The sequence below is a fragment of the Burkholderia sp. AU44665 genome (genome assembly GCF_030504405.1).
GTDB classification, from domain to species: Bacteria; Pseudomonadota; Gammaproteobacteria; order Burkholderiales; family Burkholderiaceae; genus Burkholderia; species Burkholderia semiarida.
The window spans coordinates 704,854-725,624 of sequence record NZ_JAUJRI010000001.1; the positions used below are offsets into that span (position 1 = coordinate 704,854).

General features: G+C 68.8%; 22 protein-coding genes. 7 read left to right on the plus strand and 15 right to left on the minus strand.

Features of this window, described 5'->3' with window-relative positions:
* Positions 1–168: 168 nt before the first annotated feature.
* On the minus strand, positions 169–585 hold the full coding sequence (locus QZM15_RS03120; protein ID WP_179231777.1) for a type II toxin-antitoxin system VapC family toxin: 417 nt from the start codon (positions 583–585) through the stop codon (positions 169–171).
* A complete protein-coding gene (locus QZM15_RS03125; RefSeq protein ID WP_059585143.1) occupies positions 572–808 on the minus strand; it encodes a hypothetical protein in 237 nt (78 codons plus the stop codon). Before QZM15_RS03125 ends, QZM15_RS03120 begins: the two co-directional genes overlap by 14 nt.
* Positions 809–1,299: 491 nt before the next feature.
* Here QZM15_RS03125 and QZM15_RS03130 point away from each other — a divergent pair, with 491 nt between their 5' ends.
* Positions 1,300–2,577, plus strand: coding sequence for an acyltransferase (locus QZM15_RS03130; RefSeq protein WP_367033536.1), 1,278 nt, complete (start codon positions 1,300–1,302; stop codon positions 2,575–2,577).
* A gap of 100 nt (positions 2,578–2,677) precedes the next feature.
* A complete protein-coding gene (locus QZM15_RS03135) occupies positions 2,678–4,066 on the plus strand; it encodes a DHA2 family efflux MFS transporter permease subunit (protein WP_302105783.1) in 1,389 nt (462 codons plus the stop codon).
* Between the two features lie 9 nt (positions 4,067–4,075).
* Here QZM15_RS03135 and QZM15_RS03140 read toward each other — a convergent pair whose 3' ends face one another.
* On the minus strand, positions 4,076–4,456 hold the full coding sequence (locus QZM15_RS03140) for a DUF4377 domain-containing protein (protein ID WP_302105784.1): 381 nt from the start codon (positions 4,454–4,456) through the stop codon (positions 4,076–4,078).
* 296 nt (positions 4,457–4,752) lie between these two features.
* On the opposite strand from QZM15_RS03140, the gene QZM15_RS03145 reads away from it, so the two are divergent.
* Complete coding sequence (locus QZM15_RS03145; protein ID WP_302105785.1) at positions 4,753–5,949, plus strand: tyrosine-type recombinase/integrase; 1,197 nt, start codon at positions 4,753–4,755, stop codon at positions 5,947–5,949.
* Between the two features lie 133 nt (positions 5,950–6,082).
* On the opposite strand, the gene QZM15_RS03150 is transcribed toward QZM15_RS03145, so the two are convergent.
* From QZM15_RS03150 to QZM15_RS03180, 7 genes are all read right to left on the minus strand, one after another.
* Positions 6,083–6,301, minus strand: a complete 219-nt coding sequence (locus QZM15_RS03150; RefSeq protein ID WP_059585069.1) for a YXWGXW repeat-containing protein — start codon at positions 6,299–6,301, stop codon at positions 6,083–6,085.
* 58 nt (positions 6,302–6,359) lie between these two features.
* The gene (locus tag QZM15_RS03155; RefSeq protein ID WP_302105786.1) at positions 6,360–7,523 is read right to left on the minus strand and encodes a DUF1501 domain-containing protein; all 1,164 of its coding nucleotides are present in this window, start codon (positions 7,521–7,523) and stop codon (positions 6,360–6,362) included.
* The gene (locus QZM15_RS03160; RefSeq protein ID WP_302105787.1) at positions 7,520–8,914 is read right to left on the minus strand and encodes a DUF1800 family protein; all 1,395 of its coding nucleotides are present in this window, start codon (positions 8,912–8,914) and stop codon (positions 7,520–7,522) included. The genes QZM15_RS03155 and QZM15_RS03160 overlap by 4 nt, the downstream gene beginning before the upstream one ends.
* A 220-nt stretch (positions 8,915–9,134) precedes the next feature.
* Positions 9,135–9,638 carry a periplasmic heavy metal sensor gene (locus QZM15_RS03165; protein ID WP_060310889.1) on the minus strand — a complete coding sequence of 168 codons (504 nt, stop codon included), beginning with the start codon at positions 9,636–9,638 and terminating at the stop codon, positions 9,135–9,137.
* A complete protein-coding gene (locus QZM15_RS03170) occupies positions 9,635–10,054 on the minus strand; it encodes a hypothetical protein (protein WP_060310888.1) in 420 nt (139 codons plus the stop codon). The genes QZM15_RS03165 and QZM15_RS03170 overlap by 4 nt, the downstream gene beginning before the upstream one ends.
* Positions 10,051–10,836 (minus strand): RNA polymerase sigma factor, encoded by a 786-nt coding sequence (locus QZM15_RS03175; protein WP_124862045.1) that lies wholly within the window; start codon positions 10,834–10,836, stop codon positions 10,051–10,053. Before QZM15_RS03175 ends, QZM15_RS03170 begins: the two co-directional genes overlap by 4 nt.
* A 226-nt stretch (positions 10,837–11,062) precedes the next feature.
* Positions 11,063–11,362 (minus strand): YXWGXW repeat-containing protein, encoded by a 300-nt coding sequence (locus tag QZM15_RS03180; RefSeq protein ID WP_059639951.1) that lies wholly within the window; start codon positions 11,360–11,362, stop codon positions 11,063–11,065.
* 321 nt (positions 11,363–11,683) lie between these two features.
* Here QZM15_RS03180 and QZM15_RS03185 point away from each other — a divergent pair, with 321 nt between their 5' ends.
* Entirely contained in the window at positions 11,684–13,369 is a 1,686-nt protein-coding gene (locus tag QZM15_RS03185; RefSeq protein WP_302105788.1) for a metallophosphoesterase family protein, read from the plus strand.
* A gap of 126 nt (positions 13,370–13,495) precedes the next feature.
* Here the strand turns inward: QZM15_RS03185 and QZM15_RS03190 are convergent, their stop codons facing one another.
* Positions 13,496–13,780 carry a hypothetical protein gene (locus QZM15_RS03190; RefSeq protein ID WP_226222912.1) on the minus strand — a complete coding sequence of 95 codons (285 nt, stop codon included), beginning with the start codon at positions 13,778–13,780 and terminating at the stop codon, positions 13,496–13,498.
* A gap of 158 nt (positions 13,781–13,938) precedes the next feature.
* Here QZM15_RS03190 and yddG point away from each other — a divergent pair, with 158 nt between their 5' ends.
* Positions 13,939–14,883, plus strand: coding sequence for an aromatic amino acid DMT transporter YddG (gene yddG, locus QZM15_RS03195; protein WP_226222914.1), 945 nt, complete (start codon positions 13,939–13,941; stop codon positions 14,881–14,883).
* A 66-nt stretch (positions 14,884–14,949) separates the two neighbouring features.
* Here the strand turns inward: yddG and QZM15_RS03200 are convergent, their stop codons facing one another.
* The gene (locus QZM15_RS03200) at positions 14,950–15,582 is read right to left on the minus strand and encodes a LysE family translocator (protein WP_226222921.1); all 633 of its coding nucleotides are present in this window, start codon (positions 15,580–15,582) and stop codon (positions 14,950–14,952) included.
* Positions 15,583–15,699: 117 nt separating this feature from the next.
* Entirely contained in the window at positions 15,700–16,596 is an 897-nt protein-coding gene (locus tag QZM15_RS03205) for a LysR family transcriptional regulator (protein WP_226222923.1), read from the minus strand.
* A 221-nt stretch (positions 16,597–16,817) separates the two neighbouring features.
* Here QZM15_RS03205 and QZM15_RS03210 point away from each other — a divergent pair, with 221 nt between their 5' ends.
* A complete protein-coding gene (locus QZM15_RS03210; RefSeq protein WP_059585062.1) occupies positions 16,818–17,075 on the plus strand; it encodes a hypothetical protein in 258 nt (85 codons plus the stop codon).
* 288 nt (positions 17,076–17,363) lie between these two features.
* A complete protein-coding gene (locus QZM15_RS03215; RefSeq protein ID WP_059585061.1) occupies positions 17,364–17,663 on the plus strand; it encodes a DUF4148 domain-containing protein in 300 nt (99 codons plus the stop codon).
* Between the two features lie 83 nt (positions 17,664–17,746).
* Here QZM15_RS03215 and QZM15_RS03220 read toward each other — a convergent pair whose 3' ends face one another.
* Both QZM15_RS03220 and QZM15_RS03225 read right to left on the minus strand, forming a co-directional pair.
* Positions 17,747–19,516 carry a GGDEF domain-containing protein gene (locus QZM15_RS03220; protein WP_059585060.1) on the minus strand — a complete coding sequence of 590 codons (1,770 nt, stop codon included), beginning with the start codon at positions 19,514–19,516 and terminating at the stop codon, positions 17,747–17,749.
* Complete coding sequence (locus tag QZM15_RS03225; protein WP_302105789.1) at positions 19,513–20,643, minus strand: PotD/PotF family extracellular solute-binding protein; 1,131 nt, start codon at positions 20,641–20,643, stop codon at positions 19,513–19,515. The genes QZM15_RS03220 and QZM15_RS03225 overlap by 4 nt, the downstream gene beginning before the upstream one ends.
* Between the last annotated feature and the right edge of the window lie 128 nt (positions 20,644–20,771).

The window sequence follows — 20,771 nt, forward strand, 5'->3', positions numbered from 1 at the left end:
GCGAGCGCTAAAAGACGAGGATTGCTGCGCGAAAGGCACGCCGGAGGCGTTTCGATGCTCGGAGCGTGACATGTAGCTGCCGTGTTGGCCCTGCCACGGGAGCCGGCGTCGGGCGTGCCGACCGCCGCCCGTCCCGGCTTCTCGGGATGGTGGACCGCCCCTGCGACGCTAGTCGAATGGATTCAGCAGCCGGACGCCGGTGCGCGCGAAATCGTCGACGTTGCGCGTGACGACCGTCAGATCGTTAATCAGCGCGGTGGCCGCGATCAGCTTGTCGAGCTCATGCGTCGGATCCGGCACGCGCAAATGCCCCCACATCTGGCTGGTCTCGACATCGACCGGCAGGATGTTCGGCGCATAGCCGGACAGGATCATCGCCACCCAGGCCTCGAGCGCCGACGCCTGACTGTGATCGCCGCGATGACGGATCAGGTCGACACCGCGCCGCAGCTCGGCCACCGTCACGACCGACAGGTAAAGCGGGCTCGCGTCGGCTTCGGCCTGCCTGAAGAACGCCCGCACGCCACGGTTGGTTCGCTTGCCCTTCCTGATTTCGCTGATGACGTTCGTATCAATCAAAAACACGGCCGACCTCGCCTGAATCCTGAACACGTTGGAAATCCGCGTCTTCGCCAACCTCCGGCATGCTCATCAGCACCTGCGCGAATGTCCGCCGCTTCGGCCGACCGAGCGCTTCGGCCAGAATGGCTCGATGTTCGGCCTCGGCGCTCCTGCCGTTGGCCGCTGCCTGCTCACGCAGGCTTTGAACGATAGTGTCATCCACGTTACGCACCAGAAGATTTGCCATGAGTACCTCCATCCAGATTTGCTATCAATGATAGCGTCACGAGGGTAAATTGCAAGCGTTGCTATCACCCTTGTAACCGGATGGACACGGGAGTCGACGCGAACCCGCGGCAACGGACGGCGAGCATCCGCCCCCTTTCGCCGCTGGCCCGACGCATCGACCTGCTGTCGCTCAAGGTAAGCCGGAGCGGGACGATGTGGAAGCCGGCCGAACGGCCAGTGTGGCGCCCATCGATCACGATGCGCGTTGGCCCGCGAGGAACGCAATTTGCGGCGCAGCCCTCGTCGGCGACATGCGCGACGACCGCGGCCCGTCGCGTCGATTCGCGCTGAAACATCGTGTTGCATAACCGGCCGCGGGCATCGCTATCGTTTGATACCATCAGACCACAAGACCGGCGATCGAACGCCGTGCGAAGCGCGCAGAAGACCTTGCATCGACGCGGACCCTCCGTGCCTGAAATCCCGATCCAAGACACGAGACGCTCTTCAGTGGACCTTGTTACGCCAACGCTGGAAACCCTCTTCTCCCCGACACCCGACAAACTCTACTTCCCGGCCTGCCTTGCGGCCGTGGCGATCATCGCGTGGCTCGTCGCCCGACACGTGCCGTTCTACCGATCGGCCGTCGACAAGTCGCTGTCGATGCGCTATCGCAATCTCGACGGTTTCCGCGGCATCCTGGCCACCTCCGTGGTCTTTCATCACTTCGCGTGCAACCAGGCGTTGCTGTCGACCGGCGTCTGGGGCGCCGGCACCGAATTCCTGCGCAATCTCGGGACGATCCCCGTCGCGATGTTCTTCATGGTCACCGGGCTGCTGTTCTGGGAACGTGCATGCCGAGGCACGCTCGACGTGCGGACTTTCTTCGTCGGACGCGTGCGGCGCCTCGCGCCGCTCTATCTGTTTTACGCGGCCGTCATCGGCGCATGCACGCTTTACTGGTTTCCCCGCAACGCCGTCGGCGCACCGACGCAGTTGCTGGCCGACCTGCTCAAGACCGTTTCGCTCGGCTGGTTCGGCGCGTTCCCGATCAACGGAGCGGAGCGCACGCCCTATCTGAGCGGCGTCTGGTGGACCCTCGCCTACGAATGGCGGTTCTACGTCGCCGTTCCGTTTCTCGCGTGGTTCGTCGCCACGCGTGCGTGGCGCAAGCTGCTCGCGCTCGCGATCGTCACGGCCTGCGCCGCGCTGTACGGGCCGCCGGGCGGCATGGCGCTGCTGTTCGCGTTCGGCGCCGTGGCCTACGAGGTGTCGCGACATCCCGCGATCCGCGCGCGGCTGGCCACGAAACCGGCGGCAACCGTCGCGCTGCTGATCCTCGCGACGTCTCCGTCCCCGGCCGAACGCTATTCGATCGAAGGCGCGCTGCCGCTGCTTCCGGTGTTTCTCTGCATCGCCAGCGGAAACACGTTCTACGGCGTGCTCAAGACCCGGCCGCTCGCGCTGCTCGGCACCACCAGTTTCAGCATCTACATGATCCACATGGTGATCGTGTACATGATCATCCATGCGTTCAACAAGTTCGTTTTCCCGATCAATTCGGCCGGCGACTCGGGCATCTGGGCGCTCGCACTCGCATGCGCGCTGATTGCCGTCCTGTGTGCGCTGCTGACTTACCGCTACGTCGAGCATCCGTTCATCGCCACGCGCAACGACGCACGCCCGGCTCGCCGCGCGCCCGAGCGAACGCGCGTCCGCCGCATCGAGCACCGTCCGTCCGACGATGAACATGTCGTCGATGCGGTCGGCGAGACCGCTTCCCGATGACGAGCGGAATCGGTACCATCGGGCGACCGACGTCCGGCCGCCGCCGTCCGACCATGCAGCGGCGCCGCTCACGCCGGACTTCCGTACCATCGATTTCGCCATGTCCCGGGAACCCACACATTCCGCGCTGCTCTGGATCGTCGCCGCTGCCTTCTTCATGCAGTCGCTCGATACGACGATCGTCAACACGGCGCTGCCTTCGATCGCCCAAAGCCTGCATGCGTCGCCGCTCGCGATGCAGCCCGTCGTGGTCGTCTACACGCTGACGATGGCGATGCTCACGCCGGCATCCGGCTGGCTCGCCGACCGGTTCGGCACGCGCCGCGTGTTCTCGGTCGCGATCCTCGTGTTCGTGCTCGCGTCGATCGGCTGCGCGGCGTCGCACACGCTCGGCCAGCTCGTCGTCGCGCGCGCCGTGCAGGGCATCGGCGGGTCGATGCTGCTGCCGATCGGGCGGCTCGCCGTGCTGCGCCGCGTGCCGGGCGAACAGTACGTCGCGGCCATCGCGTTCGTGTCGATCGCCGGGCAGCTCGGCCCGATCGTCGGGCCGACGCTCGGCGGCTGGCTCACACAGGCGATTTCGTGGCACTGGGTGTTCATCGTCAACGTGCCGGTCGGTGTGGTCGGCTTCATCGCCGTGCAGCGCTACCTGCCGCACGACCAGGCGACGCAGCCGCCGCCGTTCGACTTCGTCGGCTGTGCGTTGCTGTCGGCCGCGATGATCGCGCTGTCGCTGGCGATCGACCCGCCGATGTCCGCGCATCGCGCCGCGTGGGCGGCCGCGCTCGCCGGGCTCGGGCTGGCGAGCGCGCTCGCGTACCTGCCTCACGCGCGACGACGCACGCAGCCGCTGTTCCGCCTCGGGCTGTTCCGCGAGCCGAACTTCGGGTCGGGGCTGCTGGGCAACCTGCTGTGCCGGATCGGCACGAGTTCGGTGCCGTTCATGCTGCCGCTGCTGATGCAGGTGCAGCTCGGCTATACGCCGCTGCGATCGGGGCTGATGATGCTGCCGGCCGCGATCGCGGGCGTCATCGCGAAGCGGTGGATCGCGCCGCTCGTGAAGCGCTTCGGCTATGCGGCGTTTCTGGTCGTGAATACGGGGATCGTCGGCTGCGCGATCGCGGGGTTCGCGCTGGTGTCGGCGCGGCCCGCGCCGATGCTGGAAGGTGCGCTGCTGATCGTGTTCGGCGCCGCGAATTCGATGCAGTTCGCGGCGATGAACGGCGTGACGCTCAAGGGGCTGTCGCATGCCGACGCCGGCAGCGGCAACAGCCTGTTCACGATGATGCAGATGCTCGCGATGGGTTTGGGCGTGTCGATCGGCGGCGGGCTCATCAACCTGTTCGCCGCTTATCGGGGCTCGACGGCGCACGGGTTCATGCTGTCGTTTGCCTGCATGGGTGCGGTGACGCTGCTGTCGTCCGTCGTGTTCCGGCGGATCGATACGGCCGCGCCGGCGGCCGGTACCGCGGCGCGCCCTTCCGCGTGATCGCGGCCGTCAGTTCACCTGGCGGCGCTCGACGACGCGCTTGAGCACCCAGCGGATCGACGAAGCGTCGGCCGGCGGCCGCGCGACGCGGTATTCGTCGACTTCGAGCGTGTACAGGTAGCCGGGCTGGTACGCAAACCCCTCGATTCCCGCGTACCACAGGCTCCATGGTTCGCCCGGGCTGCTGCGCACCTGCAGGCACTCCATCGGCGCGACGCCCGTGCAGCGCGCGGACTGCGGCGCGACGTAGACGGTTTTGGTCACCGGCTCGCCGTCGGCCGGGCGAGCGGCATTCGGCGCGGTGGCCGCCGCGTCGGTCTGGCATCCGGCGACGAGCATGCTGCCGGCAATGGCGGCCGCGCCAAGCAGCGTTCGGGTCTTGTGAATCATCGGGCATGCCTCTGGGAGCTTTGCAGGGCCAATTAGACGAGCCACCCGGCGAGAAGGTTCACCAACACCTTGCAGAACGCGTTCGGCCATTCCGGTTTGTCGGATGTCGCGTGCGAGCCGATACGTTACCGCCTCCCGGGCCCGCGGCGTGCATCGTCACCGGCCACGCGATCGCCATCGACGGCCGCTTCACCGGGTAGTGATCGTGTACCATCGACGCTTCCCGATACGCTTTGGCGCGCTGCCTTCGTTCGCCCGGCCACGCCCGCGCGGCTCGCGCGGCGCGTTTCCTTCGCATGACGTCATCCGCTTCGTCCGACACCGCGCTGCGCCCGCTGCCGATCGATACGCTCGCCGTGCCGGCCGCACTCGACGGACGCACGGGCACCAACCGCTCGGGCAGCGCGCATCCGCAGATCGCCGCGACCAACGACCTCGACGCCGTGCGCGCGTGGCTCGCCCGCTTCGTCGATACGCCGACCACCTTCCAGAACTACCGCAAGGAAGCCGAGCGCCTGCTGTTGTGGGCCGTGATCGCGTGCGGCAAGCCGCTGTCGTCGCTCACGCACGAGGATCTCGTCGTCTACCGGCAATTCCTGCTCGCGCCTGCGCCGGCCGACCTGTGGTGCGCGAACGGCGGCCGCAAGCATCCGCGCGACAATCCGCGCTGGCGGCCGTTTTACGGGCCGCTGTCGGCGGCCAGCCAGCGACAGGCGCTGGTGATCCTGAACGTGATGTTCTCGTGGCTCGTGCAGGCCGGCTATCTGGCCGGCAACCCGCTCGCGTTGTCGCGACAGCGGCAGCGCCGGCCCGCGCCGCGGGTCACGCGTCATCTCGGGCAGCCGCTGTGGCAATCGGTGAAGGACGCGATCGCCGCGATGCCGCGCGACGATGCCCGCGCATGCGTCCATGCGGATCGCGCACGGTGGCTCTTCACGCTGCTGTATCTCGGCGGGCTGCGCATCACCGAAGCAGCCGATACGACGATGGGGCAGTTCTTCTGCCGGCGCGACGCGAGCGGGCACGAGCGCTGGTGGCTCGACGTGACGGGCAAAGGCGGCCGGCAGCGGCTCGTGCCGGCCACCGACGAGATGATGGCCGAGCTGTCGCGCTACCGGCGCGCGCATGGCCTGCCCGCGCTGCCGCGTGCCGGCGAACCGACGCCGCTCGTGCTCCCGGTCGGCCAGACGCGCAAGCCGCTCACGCGCGCGGCGCTGCACCGGATCGTGAAGCAGGTGTTCCGGTACGCGGCCGATCGGCTGCGCGCGAACGGCGAAGCCGGCGAACAGGCGGCGCGCGTGCTCGAACAGGCGTCCGCGCACTGGCTACGCCACAGTGCAGGCTCGCACATGGCCGACGGCCGCGTCGACCTGCGGCTCGTGCGCGACAACCTCGGGCATGTGTCGCTCACGACGACGAGCCAGTATCTTCACGCGGACGACGACTGGCGGCATCGCGAGACGGAGGAAAAGCACCGGATCGGGTGGGACTGAACACCTGGCCGGCGCACCGCGACTCGGTGAACGAGGTCGAGCCCGCCCCAAACGCGTCGTGGTTGCACTTCGCACGATTGCTTGCCGCACGCATGTCGAGCTCGCCGCGCGACGCGTCGACACGCGTGCCGTGTCAGTACACGGCGACCCAGTGCCCCGGCACCCACGCCCAGTGATTGCCGGCCCACCGGTAATGCCCCTTCGCCCACCGATAGCCGGGCGCGGGCGGCGGCGGCGCCACCTCGACGACGGGCGCGGGCTGGGGTGGCCGCACGGGCTCGACCACGCAGGCGGACATCAGCGCGGCACTTGCGCTCACCAGCATGGCCAGCGAAACGGATCGGATCTTCATTGTCGATTTCTCCCTGTTGTGTAATGGGTTGATCGGGCCGCGCGCGGCATGCACCGCGTCACGCGCCCCCGCGAATCAGGCCGCTCATCGGCCGTGTCGCGCCGCTTTCCGCGAACAACGCGGACGCGGTGCGGCGCGGGTCGAGCCCAAGGCTGTCGGCGGCCGCGCCCGCGATCAGCGCGTCGAGCGACGCGGTCGGTTTCAGGTCGCGCCCTTCGTACAGGTCGCCGGGCCGCAGCCCCGGCCAGTCGGCGATCACACGCCCGCCTGCGACCGCGCCGCCCGCGAGCATCGCGACCGACGCCTGCCCGTGATCGGTGCCGCCCGTGCCGTTCGCCGCGGCCGTGCGGCCGAACTCGGTCGCGACCAGCACCGTGGTCTGCTGCCATGCCGGCCCGAGGCCGTCGCGCAGTGCGGCGAGCATCGTATCGAGCGCCTTCAACTGATTCGCGAGCCGCGCGTTCTGCGCGCTGTGCGTATCCCAACCGCCCGTCTCGATCATCGCGATCCGCGGCCCGTCGTCGCGCGCGAGAAACGTCGCGGCGAGCTTGCCGACGCCGGCCGGGTCCTGCCGCGCATGCGCATCGCCGGCGAGGCCGCGCGCTTCCATCGCCGACTGCCACAACGGGCCGAGCTGTGCGTCGGCTTCGTAGAGCGCCGACACGCGCGTGAGCAGATCGTCCGGCGCGGCCGGCAAACCGGACGGCGCATACGACGCGGCCTGCACCGTGCCGCGCAGCGCAAGCGGCACGGTCGGCGCGAACGCGATTGCGCTGTCGCGCGTCGCCGGCAGCAGCGCGGCGAGCCGGTTCAGCCAGCCGTCCTTCACCTGGTACGGCGCACGGCCGCCCGTTTCGAGCACGTTCTGGCCGTCGAAATGCGAGCGGTCGCGATACGGCGACGCGATCGCATGGACGAACAGCGCGTGGCCGTCGCGGTACAACTGCGCGGTCTGCGCGAGCGACGGATGCAGCGCGAACGTGCCGTCGAGCCGCGTCGCCGCCGCCGTGTCGATCGCGAGCGGGCCGCGCAGCGACGCATACGCGGGCTCCGCATACGGGACGACGATGTTCAGGCCGTCGGCCGCGCCGCGCTGGATCACGAACACGAAGCGCCGGTCGGTTTCGACATTCGCGAATACGATCCGCGGCGCGACGAGGATCGCGCCCGCGCCGGCGGCGGCAACGCTGAGGAATTGTCGGCGGGACAGTGCCATGGTCATCTCCGTTGGAAATCGGGCGACACGAGCAGCAGCGCGAGCGACGTCGTCGCGCTTTCGGCGCGCGCGAGCGCGGTCGCGGTCGGCGCGCTCATCGAACCGGCGAGCAGCGTGTCGCCGAGCGTGCGCGGGTCGAGCCGGTCGCCCGTACGCGCGGCGAGACGCTGCGCGATCTCGACGCGGCGCACGAGCGCGTCGGGCGCGGCCCAGCTCGCGGCGACGTCGTCGTAGCCGGCCGGCGAGCCCGGCCGCCACACCGGCTGGCCGAGCTGCGCGAGCAGCGGCGCGGCCTTGAGATCACCCGTGTCGCGCCAGCCGAGCCCGCGCAGCGACGATACGGCCCACTCCCACGGCGTCTTGAACTTGCGGTTGACCGGCGCCCACGAATCGGGCGCATCGACGAGCGCGCGATAGACGGTCGGCAGATCGCCGCCGCTCGCGGCGAATGCGCGCGCGAGCCGGTCGGTCAGCGCGGGCGGCGGGTTGTCGGCGACGAAATGACGAGCAAGCTGGAACGCGATGTGCCGGCCCGTCGCCTCCGAACGCGCGAGGTCATGCAGGATCGCGCGCGCCTGCGCTTCGCCCGGTTGATCGTAGGTGCGGCCCATCACCGTGCGCGTGCCCGGTTCGTGCAGATTCGGGCGAAACACGAATGCGCCGGGCGCCGCATCGCCCGGCTGCGGCCCGCGCCCGCCGGCGATGCTCCAGCCGGTCAACGCACGAGCGAATTCCGTCACGTCGGCTTGCGTGTAACCGGTACGCACGCCGAGCGTGTGCAGCTCCATGATTTCGCGCGCGAGGTTCTCGTTGAGCCCGCGCTTCGCCGACGGATTGCGTGCCTGCGCACGCAGCGCGGCCGGGCTGTCGGGGCCGACCGAGCGCGCCTGATCGAGGAACACCTGCATCGCGGGATGCTGCTCGACGGCGACGAGCATGTCCTCGAACCGGCCGAGCACGTGCGGACGGATCGCGTCGCGTTCGAACGCGCCCGCATACGCGGCCACCTGCCCCTTGTCGACCGATACCGCGAAATGGTTCGCCCAGAAATGCACGAGACGTTCGACGAACGGCGCGGACGTGGTCAGCGCGCTGTTCATGCGCGCGGCGACGGCGCTGCGATACGCATCGTAGCCGTCGCGGCGGATCGATTGCGCGGTCGCGCGCTTCGCGGCCGCGTCGTCGCCCGTCATCGCGTTGCGGATGTTCGCGAAGCGCGTGGCAAGCGTGACCGCGTCCGGCTCGCCGGCCCATGCGGCGGGCCGCGCGTCGTAGCGGTCGAATTGCGCGACGAGTGCCGCCTTCGGCTCGGCGGGCGGTGCTTCGTCGGCCCGTGCGCCGAGACCGAAACGGTTCAGCGCGATCGCGGCCGGCGTGGCGTCGTTCGGATGGTCCATGACGGGCTCTCTTGCGGTGCGTACTCACGTTCAACGCAAGCACACCGGGAAATCCGTCGCGGGGCGGGAAAATATTTTTCGTGATCGGGGAAACGCCGGGCGGAAATCTCGCCGCACGGCGGCGCACATCGTCGACGGACAACGCCCGGGCAATGCGCCGGAACCGGCACACGCATGACGCGCGAGCAATACGCGGAGTCGCGTGCCGCCCGCGCGCGGCTTACTCGCTCGCCGATGCGTCCGGCTTCTTCCGCAGCTTCGGCGGCAGACGCCAGTTGCCGCTGTGCTGCAACCCGTCGACGAACTTCACGCGCTCGTCGGGCGTCAGCGTTGCCGCGAAATCGACGACGCTGCGCTCGACCTGCGCACGCATCGCGGTGTCGGCCGCGCGCGTGCGCTCGAGCGCCGCATCGATCGCCGCGCGATCGAGTTGCGGCGCGGCGAGCAGGTCCAGCACGGTAATCCGGCCGTCGCGCCCTTCGCGCGCGAAATCGCGGCCGCTCTTGCGCGCCGCCTTCAGCGCGGCGGCGAACTCGCGCTGCCGCGCATCGGGCAATTCGTCCGCCGCGAAACGCAACGCCGTGCGCTGCGCGGGCGTGCCGCCCGCATGCAGGTCGCGATGCGTCGAGAACCATTGATATGCGCCGCCGCCGATCGCGCCGAGCATGAACACGTTCAGCACGACCGAGCCGACGAGGGTGAGTTTCCAGCCGCGTTCGGTCATTCGTCGCTCCCGTCCACGCTCGGGCTGCCGAACGTCGTCGTCAGATAGCCCGGCTCGTGCGGCGCCGGCGGCGCGCTGCCGAGCATCAGCATCGACACGGCCACCGCGCCCGCGAGCGCACCGGCCAGGCCAACGCCCGCGAACGCCGCGCCCGACCACCATACGGCGCCGCGCCGGCGTGCGCGCCGCGGCGCGGGCGCCGTCGCGACGATGCGCTCGACGAGCGACGGCGCCGGCGGCTCGACCGTATCGCACGCGAGCCACGCATCGAGGTCGGCCGCATCGTCGAGCGCCAGCAGCGCGTCGCGCGGGTTCGCGTGCGCCCACGCCTCGGCGGCCGCGCGCTCGGCGGCCGGCCAGCGCCGCGCGTCCGAGCCGTACGCGGCGACGATGGTGCGAAATCGTTCGGGTGTCATCGCTTGTCCTCGCTAGGTGGGTCGCCGGCCAGTTGCGCGCGCAGATTGCGCCGCGCACGGGCGAGCAGGCTTTCCAGCGCATCGACGGTGATGCCCATCAGGTTGGCCGCTTCCACGTTCGACATTTCCTGATAGTACTGGAGCACCAGCGCTTCCCGCTGCCTCGGCGGCAATGCGGCCAGCGCCTGCCGCACGCGCGCGTCGCGCGAACGCAGTTCCGCATGCGCGGCCGGCTCCGGTTGCGTGTCGGGCACGTCGGGCAGCGTATCGACGAGCTCCTCGCGCCGGCCGCGCAACCGGTCGTAGCACAGGTTCAGCACGACGCGATGCAGCCACGTGTCGAAGCGGGCTTCGCCTTCGCGCCAGCGCGGCGCCTGGTTCCAGATTCGCAAGAACGTCTCCTGCGCGACGTCCTCGGCTTCGTTCCGGTCGCCGAGCATGCGCGTCGCCAATGCGAGCAGCCGCGGCAGCTTGCGCGCGACGAGCACGCGCACCGCCGATGAATCGCGCGCGCCGACGCGCGCGACGAGTTCCGCGTCCGGATCGCGGTCGCCGCGATCGTTCAACGCCGCCGGCTCCGTCGAGCGGCGCGCGAGCGCTGCACTGTCACGGCAGAGGGAACCGCCGCCCGGCTGAAGCTCATCGTGGTGCTCTCCTTGCATGCGTCGGGCCGGCGCCGGACGGCGCCATGCCGCCCGTTCGTCAACGCCGCGCGCGTCGCGCCCGACATGGCACACGGTGTCGGCCATATCCGTTTCATCGACGTCCGGTTCGCGCCGCATGTCGATCCTGTCAGCCAGCCGCGCGAGCGTCGGCCGGCGCGATCAATATACGACGACCGGCGCGGGCCGGTAATACACCGACCGGGCCGGCACCACGACGCAGCCGGCCAGCACGATGGCTGCGGCCGCCACGATCACGATGGTTCGAAAAGGCATCGCTTCGGCTCACGATATTGCGTGGAAAATCCGCTGCGCCGGCATCGCATGCCGGGCGGCGGCCTGCGCGTCAGGCCCAGTGACCCGGCACCCAGCGCCAGGCCGGGCCGCGCGCGGCCCAGTGTCCGGGCACCCAGTGGTAACCGACCCGCACGACCTGCCAGTGGCCCGGAATCCATACGTAGCGGCCTTGCCGCCAGTGCCAGTGGCCCTGATCCCATACGTAACCCGCACGGGGCGCCGGCATCACTTCGACGCGCGGCGGTGGCGGCGCGTAAGGCGCGACGATGACGGCCTGCGCGAATGCCGCCGACGCCGCAAGCGCGGCCACGCATCCGGCAGCCAATCGCAACGGAACGGAAAGTTTCATGAAAGACTCCGAAATAACGGGCATCGACCAGAAGCGGTCGTTCATGCGTTAAACGGAGCAGGCAGGAGAAATCCGTCGCGGTGTCGGCAAATAATTTCGGAGACAGCGAACGGGCGCGGGAGCAGATCGGAGGCCGCGACACGCACCCTTGCACATCGACCGCCGCAGACGCCGGGTCGCGGTACTGTCACACCGCGGCAAAACTGCCCTTCGACAATGCATGCGACCGGGATCCCGCTCGTTTCCGGCCCAGGCCCCGGCCGTGCTCGCGCATGGCCGCACGGTTCCCCACCTCGCGCCCCATCAACGAAAACACCGACCATGTCGAACCAGGACACTCTCCCTGACCAGCCGAACGAGCCGGCCGCCTCCGTGTCGCGTCGCGGCTTCCTGAAACTCGCCGGCGTCTCCGGCCTCGCCACCGCCGCCGGCGGGCTCGCGGCTGCCCGCGCCGGCGCGTCGAACCCGGACGGCACGCCCGAACAGGTTCACCTGACGTGGGGCAACGACCCGACGTCCGAAGTCGTGATCTCGTGGGCGTCGCTCGCGCCGGCCGTGAACCCGCGCGCGCGCATCGTCGCCGACGGCGAGCCGGCGCGCACCGTGCACGGCGTCCAGCGCCTGTACACCGACGGCCTGAACGGCGAAACGGTGTTCACGTACCACGCGCGCGTGCACGGGCTGAAGCCGGATACGCGCTACCGCTACGAGATCACGGCCGACAACGACAGCCATGCCGCGCAGCCGTTCTCCGCGAATTTCTCGACCGCGCCGCGCGGCCGCGCACCGTTTCGTTTCACGAGCTACGGCGACCTCGCGACGCCGAACGGCGCGTGGGTGCTGTCGTCGCCGCAGAGCCGCTTCGCGGTGCAGGCGGTCGAGCAGTTCCAGCCGCTGTTTCACCTGCTGAACGGCGACCTCTGCTACGCGAACCTGAACCCCGCGCACCAGCCCGACGTCTGGCGCGATTTCGGCAACAACAACCAGACGTCGGCCGCGAATCGCCCGTGGATGCCGTGCCCCGGCAACCACGAGATCGAATTCAACAACGGTCCGCAGGGGATCGACTCGTACCTCGCCCGCTACACGCTGCCGGAGAACGGCACGCACTTCCCGGGCCGCTGGTACAGCTTCCGCGTGAGCTCGGTGCTGTTCGTGTCGCTCGACGCCGACGACGTCGTGTACCAGGATGCCGCCGCGTTCGTCGGCGGCCCGGCGCCGCTCGTGCCGGCCGCGAGCACCGGCCGCCCGCCGATCGAGCCCGGTACGTCGTTCTATGTGCGCGGCTACAGCAACGGCGAGCAGACACGCTGGCTCGAACGCACGCTGCGGCACGCCGCGCATGACGACGACATCGACTGGATCGTCGTGCAGATGCACCAGGACGCGCTCAGTTCGTCGAAGACGGGCAACGGGTCCGACAAGGGCATTCGCGAAGCGTGGCTGCCGCTGTTCGACCGCTACGGCGTCGATCTCGTACTGTGCGGCCACGATCACGACTACGAGCGCAGCTACCCGGTGCGCGGCTGCAATCACCGCGCGGGCGTCGACGCGAAGACCGGCGAAGTGGTCGAAACGCTGCAGCCGCGCCCGGTCGGCTCGAACGATCCCGACCGCACGACGTTCGACACGAGCCACGGCACGATCCACCTGATCCTCGGCGGCGGCGGCACCAGCGCGCCGCTCGACGTGTACGGCGAAAACCCGTCGACCGGCTTCGCGCAGGCGAAGGTGTTCACGAAGCCGAACCGGCCGGTGCCGGGCACCGCGCCGAACACGTTCGTGCGCCAGCCGGCCGATGCGCTCGAGGATGCGATCTGGTCCGCGCGCCGCGATACGGGCACCGGCTACGGCATCGCGGTGTTCGACCACGATCCGGGCAAGCCGGGCGGCCACACGACGATCACGATGCGCTACTACCATGCGCCGGGCGCCGATCAGCAGCCGACCGCGCAATACGAGCTGTTCGAGACGATCGAGCTGAGCAAGAAGCGGCACGAGCGGTGATCGCCGCGTCGGGCGCCCGCTGCGGCGGACGTCCGACGCGTTGCCGTCGAGAACGGAATACCCCGGCGCGAGTTAGACTGCCCGCCTCGCACACCGCCCCATGCAGATGAGTTTCGAATACCGCATTCACACGCCGCCTTCGGCCGCCGCATTCGATGCCATCGCCATGTGCCGCGACAAGCGCATGGCGACGTCGACGTCGATCCACACGAACGGCGGCTTGAAGTTCGCGATGCGGCCGGCGGCTGGCCGCTGATCGATCTGTCGATCGACGAAGCCGGTTTCCTCCTTGTCACCACGCTCGGCCCGATGCGAACGCGATGCTCGACTCGATCGACCCGCGTTGTCGGAAATTGGCGCACCGTGGCGCATCGACGACGCGTGATCGGTTCGCGCGACCGAATCCGTCATACATGCCCGTGCGGCTGCAACGCCGCAACGGCCGCGCCCCCGTAAAATGCGCGTTTCCGGCGGAACCTTCGCTTGGTACCGCTGCTCGCGACAACAGCACGCGCGAGCCGACCCGAATCATCCGAAATCGAATGGGCATGTTGAAACACGCAGCAAGCATGAAAGGCAAGAACCAGGCAACGCTCCTCGGGCTCGGCGCGGTGCTGTTATGGGCGTCGGTGGTCGCGCTCGTTCGCGGGGTCAGCGAAAGCCTCGGCGCGACCGGCGGCGCGGCGATGATCTATACGGTGGCGTCCGTGCTGCTGCTGTTCTCGATCGGCTTCCCCGACCTGAGCCGATTCCCGAAAAACTATCTGCTCTGGGGCGGGCTGCTGTTCGTGTCGTACGAGGTATGCCTGTCGCTGTCGATCGGCTATGCGCGCAACGGTCAGCAAGCGATCGAAGTCGCGATGGTCAACTATCTGTGGCCGAGCCTCACGCTGGTCGCCGCCATCGTGTTCAACAAGCAGCGCGCGAACCTGCTGGTCGTGCCGGGCGTCCTGCTGTCGATGCTCGGCATCTGCCGGGTGCTCGGCGGCGACCAGGGGCTCGATCCGGCCGGCATGCTGCGCAACGTCGCGGACAATCCGCTCAGCTACGGGCTGGCGTTCTTCGGCGCGCTGATCTGGGCCGGCTATTGCACGGTGACCGCGCGCCTCGCCGACGGCAGGAACGGCGTCACGCCATTCTTCATGCTGGTCGCCGCGGTGCTCTGGATCAAGTTCGCGATCGAAGGCGGCGGCGCCATGACGTTCAGCTGGCACGCGGTCGTGTATCTCGTGCTGGCCGCGTCGGCGCTCGGCTTCGGCTATGCGGCCTGGAACACCGGCATCATGCACGGCAACGTGACGATCATCGTCGGCGCATCGTACTTCACGCCGGTGCTCGCCGCTGCCCTCGCCGCGATGCTGCTCGATGCGCCGCTGTCCGCCGAATTCTGGCAAGGCGCGTCGATGGTGTGCGGCGGGTCGATCCTGTGCTGGCTCGCGACACGCGGCCGGCGTCGTGACAAGGCCAAGCCCGTGCGGACGAGCAAGCAGGCCGAGGGCAATTGCCACGGGTGACGATGGCCGGGGCATTGACGGCAGGCCGGATCGCGACCGGCCGTGCTCGGAGCCGCGTCCACCGCGCTAGCTTCGCGATTCGAGCGCGATCCGCATCGCCAGCCCGGCCAGCACCGTCCCCATCAGCCAGCGCTGAACCGCCGCCCAGAGCGGCCGCCCCGCGAGAAAGCCCGCGATCGAACCGGCCGCGCACGCGATCAGCGCGTTGACGCTGACGCTCACCGCGATCTGCACGCAGCCGAGCGCGAGCGATTGCGCGAGCACGCTGCCGTGCCCCGGCACGATGAACTGCGGCAGCAACGACAGGTACATCACCGCGATCTTCGGGTTCGCGAGGTTCGTGATGAAGCCCATCGCGAACAACCTGATGCGGCTGTCGTGCGGCAACTCCCTGACCTGAAACGCGGAGCGCCCGCCCGGCTTCAGCGCCTGCCACGCGAGGTAGGCGAGATACAGCGCGCCGGCAACGCGCAGCGCATCGTACGCATACGGCACGGTCATCACCAGCGCGGTGATGCCCACTGCCGCGCAGACCATGTAGAACACGAATCCCAGCGCGACGCCGCCGAGCGACACCAGCCCGGCGCGGCGGCCTTGGCAGATCGAGCGCGAAACCAGATAGATCATGTTCGGTCCGGGCGTCAGCACCATGCCGAGCGACACGAGTCCGAACGCAAACAGGGTGGGCAAGGCAGGCACGGCACGCTCCTTCAGGGCGACGATCACGAGGTGCGAACAATGTATTGCATCGCGGCCGTCGTCGGCATGAATAAACTGCAAGCGGCCCATGAGCGCCGTTCATCTTGCGGCCGGCCGCTACCTGCCCTTTTTCGCGCGCGTGCGAATCGTCTTTTCCGCTTTCGCACGTTGCGCGTCGACGAGCCGCACGAACGCGTCGGCGACCGCGTTGCCGGCGGTATTCCACGCCAGCCGCACGGACCGATGCAGCCGCGGCGACAGGGCCAGCACGCGGCCGCCGAACGGTGTGTACGTGAGCGTGATGCGCGGCACGATCGACACGCCCATGCCGGCTTCAGCCATCGACAGGATGGTGCGCATCTCGACCACGTTGAACGCCGCCCGAAGCGGCGCGCCGCCGCGCGCGAAGTAATCCGCGATCACCGGCCCGCACCCGGCCTTCGAGAAGATGAACGGCGCCGCGGCCAACTGCCTGGCCGACACGCTCTTGCGGCCGGCGAACATGTCGGCGGCCGCCACCGCGACGAAATCCTCGTCGAGCAGCGGCAGGTTGTGCGCGAACGTCTTCGTGCCGGCCACCACGCCGACGTCGGCCGTCCCGTCGTCGATCCACCCTTCGACTTCGCTGTCCGTGCCTTCGAGCAGCACCGCCGATACGCCCGGGTGCATCGCCTTCAACGCCTCGAGCGCGGGAACGACGAACGCCAGCGAGACGCTCGGCAGCGACGCGACCACCAGCTTTCCTTCGAGCTTGCCGCGCGCCAGGCTGAACTGCTGACGCAGCATCTGCGCTTCCCGCACCACGCTCTGCACATACGGCCACAGGCGTTCGCCGGCCGCCGTCAGGACGACCGGCTGCCGGTCGCGCCAGAGCAGCTTGATCTGCGTGATGTCCTCCAGCTCCGTCAGCGCGTGGCTGATCGCGGATTGGCTGCGGCTGAGCCGGTCTGCCGCGGCCGTCAGCGAGCCGAGCTCCACCACCGCAGCCAGGGCCTGCAACTGGGCAAGCGTCATCGGGTTTCCTTGTTCGAGGGCATGTATTCTGTGCATGGTATGCCGCGTTCTCTTGAATTATATTGAACCGGCCCTGCGGTCAGGCAGCGGACAGCCACGCGTCGCCACGCCGCACCATTCGATGATGCACTTCAATCCGACTGAACGACTGCCACGCCCGGCGCCGCCGGCGTCCGGCACCACGTCCTGCTTCATTCCCGAAGACGCGCTAGACTAGCCGGATGGAACAATGCCGTTATTGCCTGAGAATCCGCGATGAATGGGATTGCCACGGCGACGAATGCCGCCGGGCAATCGCCAAGGCGCTGCGCCGGCAGCGCGCGGGCCTGCCGATGGTCCCCGATCGCATCCGCAACGAGTTGCCGTCCGGCGCGCCGACCCAGCAAGTGATCGCGGTCCTGTCGCGCCAGCGGCTGCGCGCGCGTCGCGGCAACGAGGAGCGCCGCGAGCGCAAGGAAATCGACGACGACGGGGTCTGAGCCGGCACCCTGGCGCGAGCCGTGCCGCCGCGCGACGGTCGCCGGCCCTTCGACGCCCGGGCGCCCGCGCCCGCGCGACATCCCGCCCTTTCACTCTCCCGCCACTCCGTTCAATCCCCGTAATACAGCGTGGGGACAGAAGGGGTTCGGTCGCGGCATTGTTACCGCGAAAGCAACGATCTTTCACTCAAATTCACGTTTACCCTAGGTGACCCCGCGCCTACGATGTATTCAACCGCTGACGACATGGCGTCGAACGCGGAAAGCCAATAAACACCGGAGGTCATCATGAAATCGCTCGTTTCCGCAGTCGCAGCCGCCGTCGCCCTGTCCGCCTCGTTCGGCGCATTCGCACAAAGCACCGTGACCCGTGCCCAGGTGCGCAATGAACTGGTCCAGCTCGAAAACGCCGGCTACAAGCCGAGCCAGTCGAGCCCGTACTACCCGGCCGACGTCCAGGCCGCGGAAGCCCGCGTGCGCGGCGTCGACAACAGCGGCTTCGGTTCGCAACCGGCCGCGACCGGCGAGAGCGGCGCACCGGCCGTGCGGGTGCAAAGCCGGCACGACTCGGTCTACTTCGGCCATTAAGCGCGCCGCCGCGCGCCCTGCGCGCGCAGCCCGCACGGCGAAGAGCCCGTCCCGCGACGGGCTCTTCGCGTTTCGGCCCGCCGTCAGCGGCCGCCCGACGCGACGCGGCCGGTCTCGTCCGGCGCGCTGCCCCGAATCAGATCCTGGTAGCGCACGCATGCGCGCTGCGCGGACGCCTTGGCCGCGTACATCGCCGCGTCGGCCTTGACGAGCAGTTCCTCGGCCGACGCGCCGTCCGCGGGGAACTCGCTGACACCGATGCTCGCCCCGACGGCCACGCGCCGTTCGTCGAACTCCAGTTCCTCGGCCATCACGATCTGGATGCGCGTCGCGACATCGCCGATCACCGCCGGCGAATGCACGTCCGAGAGCAGCACGATGAATTCGTCGCCGCCCAGCCGGGCCACCATGTCGCCGCTGCGCAGCACGTGGGTCAACCGCTTCGCAACGGTGACCAGCGTGCGATCGCCGGCCGAGTGTCCGAGCTGGTCGTTGATCTGCTTGAACCCGTCCAGGTCGACGAACATGACGGCCAGCCCTTCGCGTACCGCGGCCGCGTGCCGGATCGCGGCGTCCAGATGCTCCATGAACAGCATACGGTTCGGCAGCGCGGTCAGCGGATCGTGGCCGGCGAGATGCGTGAGCTCCTGCTGCTTCGCGCGCAGCATCGCGACCTGCGTGCGGATCTCGACGCGCATGCTTTCGAAACAGCGCGCGAGCACGCCGATCTCGTCGGCACGCTCGACCGGCAGCCGCTCGGCGGCCGGATCGTCGAACACATGCGTCGCCGCGCGCGCAAGCGTCTGCAACGGCCGCGTGATCGCACGCGCGAACAGGATCGCAAGGATCACCGCGAGCATGCTCGATACGAGCACCATCCTGACGATCCGTTCGCCCAGCATGCCGGCCGGCGCGAGCACGTCGCCCAGCGGGCGGGCCATCCCGAGCACGACGAAGCGGTTGCCGTCGTCGTGCCCGAACGGCGTACGCACGAACGCGAACATCTGGCCCGGCGCCTCGTCGGGCTGCGCGAGGCCGTTGAGCGTCACGTTCGTGCGCGCACTGTCGAACAGCGCGCGCGTGGCCGCGAAGCGATCCTGCATCAGCACGCGCCGGCCGCGATCGAAGCCGAACGTCTGTGACGAATCGGGATGCACGAGAAAGTCGCCCCACTCGTTCGCGAGATAGACCCCGTAGTCTCGCGGCAAGTCGCGTTCGAGCCGGTCGAACACGCGCGACAGCTCGACGTCGACGACGAGCGCGCCGACCGTCTGGCCCGACGCGTCGACCACCGGCGTCCCCACGCGCAGGATCGGCAGCCCTTGCGCCGCATGCGCGCCCGTCTCGTGATTGATCGCGATCGGCGACAGGTAGATATGACCGGGCGCCATCGCGAGCGTATCGAATACGTAGGAAAACTGTCCTTTCTCCTGGAATACGCTTTCGGGCAGCACGACGATGCCGCGCGCATCACGATCGAGGCGAATGCGTTCGATCCCGAAATGCCCGCTCGCGATCAGGCGGATCTGCAGGTATTCCGGATGATTCCTCATGAAGCTGTAATACACCTGCTCGAGCCGCATGCGGCTCGCGTTGTCCGGGTGGTCGGTGCCCGCGACGAACGCGGACGACGGCAACTGCGCGAGCACGAGCGCATCGTCGGCCACGTCGGCGAGCGCGGTCGTGAAGCGCTGGCCGAGCAATTGCGTCGACATCAGCAGGCTGTGCTGCGCTTCCTGCACGAGCATCGCGCGGTTGGCGCGATACGCGTAGTAGCCGGTCGTGCCGGACGCGATCACGCCGATGCATGCGAACAGCACCGACAGCTTCGACGTGAGCCCGAGCCGGATCATTTTCCGAACTGCTCCGGCCGGTCGCCCGACACGATGCGGCTCCACAGCGATTCGCGGCGCGCGATGTCCTCCACGGGCTGAATCCAGACGAGATGCTGGCGCCCGGTCTCCACGCCGCGAGGCGGCTCGAGCGTGTTCGCGAGACCCTGGCGCTCGGTGAGCAGCGTGCCGATCGCCGGTTCGAGCATGTAGTTGATCCACGCGAACGCGAGCTGGGAACGTTGCGCGCCGCGCGTGACGGCCCAGCAGTCGAGCCATGCCAGCGCGCCTTCGTCCGGGATCACGTAGCCGACGTCCGCGCCGGCGCGACGCAACTGCTCGACCTGCTGCGTGCCGTAGTTGCCGAACATCAGCGCTGCGCGATGCTGGACAAAGAGCGCGGTCGCCTCCTCGGGCAGCGTGTAGTACGTCAGCAGGTTGCGGCGCAGGTCGATCAGCTTGCGGGCGACGGCAAGCGTCTGCGCAGGCGACAGGCGGAACGGGTCGGGATAGCCGAGCGCCAGCGCCGTAAACGAGAAATTGTGCTGCGCGCTGTTGAAGTCGAGCACCTTGCCGCGGTAACGCGGATTCCACAACTCGCGCATCGAGCGCGGCGCGGCCGGCACCTGCTTGCGGTCGTAGATCAGCCCCATCGACGAATACGTGAACGGAATCGCGTAGGACGCGCCGTCCTGCACGAGGCCGCCGATCGTCGCGAGCTGCTGGAAATTCGGCAACTGCCGCCGCCGGTTCGGGACGCGCGGCAGGTCGATCGGTGCGAGCAGGTGTTCGTGCGCATAGCGCTGGATCTCGGCCGTATTCGCGGCCAGCACGTCGTACGGGGGCGGCGATGCGCTGTGCATGCGCGCCCACAGCGCTTCGTCGGAATCGACCAGCGTCACCTCGACGCGCACATGAAACTGCGCCTCGAATGCGCTGACGATATCGCTGTCGGCATAACCGGGCCACGCCAGCACGCGCAGCACGTTGTCGTTGGCGGTTTCGGGAGAGGCGGCGAAGGTGGGCGGCACGGGCGCCAGCAAGCCCAGCGTCAATATGACGAGCAGCGCGCGCACGGCGCCGCGTGCGCGCCTGTGTGCGCCGATTCCCCTGATCAATCGGACCCCGCGTGACTCGCCCCGCTGCATTCGACTGTCCTTTTTCGGGTCGATGCGATATCCCGCAACGAGACCATAAAACGCAGGGGCACGCAATCGGAACAAGCCGCACATCGCGCACGCTCGCTGGCGTCACGGCTGAACGCAACCTAATTACA

Coding starts and splice junctions, on each gene's coding strand:
- QZM15_RS03170 (WP_060310888.1), bottom strand. CDS start 10,054: ATGACACCCGAACGATTTCGCACCATCGTCGCCGCGTACGGCTCGGAC.
- QZM15_RS03180 (WP_059639951.1), bottom strand. CDS start 11,362: ATGAAACTTTCCGTTCCGTTGCGATTGGCTGCCGGATGCGTGGCCGCG.
- QZM15_RS03220 (WP_059585060.1), bottom strand. CDS start 19,516: ATGATCCGGCTCGGGCTCACGTCGAAGCTGTCGGTGCTGTTCGCATGC.
- QZM15_RS03210 (WP_059585062.1), top strand. CDS start 16,818: ATGGAACAATGCCGTTATTGCCTGAGAATCCGCGATGAATGGGATTGC.
- QZM15_RS03185 (WP_302105788.1), top strand. CDS start 11,684: ATGTCGAACCAGGACACTCTCCCTGACCAGCCGAACGAGCCGGCCGCC.
- QZM15_RS03225 (WP_302105789.1), bottom strand. CDS start 20,643: ATGCAGCGGGGCGAGTCACGCGGGGTCCGATTGATCAGGGGAATCGGC.
- QZM15_RS03160 (WP_302105787.1), bottom strand. CDS start 8,914: ATGGACCATCCGAACGACGCCACGCCGGCCGCGATCGCGCTGAACCGT.
- QZM15_RS03140 (WP_302105784.1), bottom strand. CDS start 4,456: ATGATTCACAAGACCCGAACGCTGCTTGGCGCGGCCGCCATTGCCGGC.
- QZM15_RS03175 (WP_124862045.1), bottom strand. CDS start 10,836: ATGCGGCGCGAACCGGACGTCGATGAAACGGATATGGCCGACACCGTG.
- QZM15_RS03215 (WP_059585061.1), top strand. CDS start 17,364: ATGAAATCGCTCGTTTCCGCAGTCGCAGCCGCCGTCGCCCTGTCCGCC.
- QZM15_RS03150 (WP_059585069.1), bottom strand. CDS start 6,301: ATGAAGATCCGATCCGTTTCGCTGGCCATGCTGGTGAGCGCAAGTGCC.
- QZM15_RS03165 (WP_060310889.1), bottom strand. CDS start 9,638: ATGACCGAACGCGGCTGGAAACTCACCCTCGTCGGCTCGGTCGTGCTG.
- QZM15_RS03205 (WP_226222923.1), bottom strand. CDS start 16,596: ATGACGCTTGCCCAGTTGCAGGCCCTGGCTGCGGTGGTGGAGCTCGGC.
- QZM15_RS03145 (WP_302105785.1), top strand. CDS start 4,753: ATGACGTCATCCGCTTCGTCCGACACCGCGCTGCGCCCGCTGCCGATC.
- QZM15_RS03125 (WP_059585143.1), bottom strand. CDS start 808: ATGGCAAATCTTCTGGTGCGTAACGTGGATGACACTATCGTTCAAAGC.
- yddG (WP_226222914.1), top strand. CDS start 13,939: ATGAAAGGCAAGAACCAGGCAACGCTCCTCGGGCTCGGCGCGGTGCTG.
- QZM15_RS03190 (WP_226222912.1), bottom strand. CDS start 13,780: ATGACGGATTCGGTCGCGCGAACCGATCACGCGTCGTCGATGCGCCAC.
- QZM15_RS03135 (WP_302105783.1), top strand. CDS start 2,678: ATGTCCCGGGAACCCACACATTCCGCGCTGCTCTGGATCGTCGCCGCT.
- QZM15_RS03155 (WP_302105786.1), bottom strand. CDS start 7,523: ATGACCATGGCACTGTCCCGCCGACAATTCCTCAGCGTTGCCGCCGCC.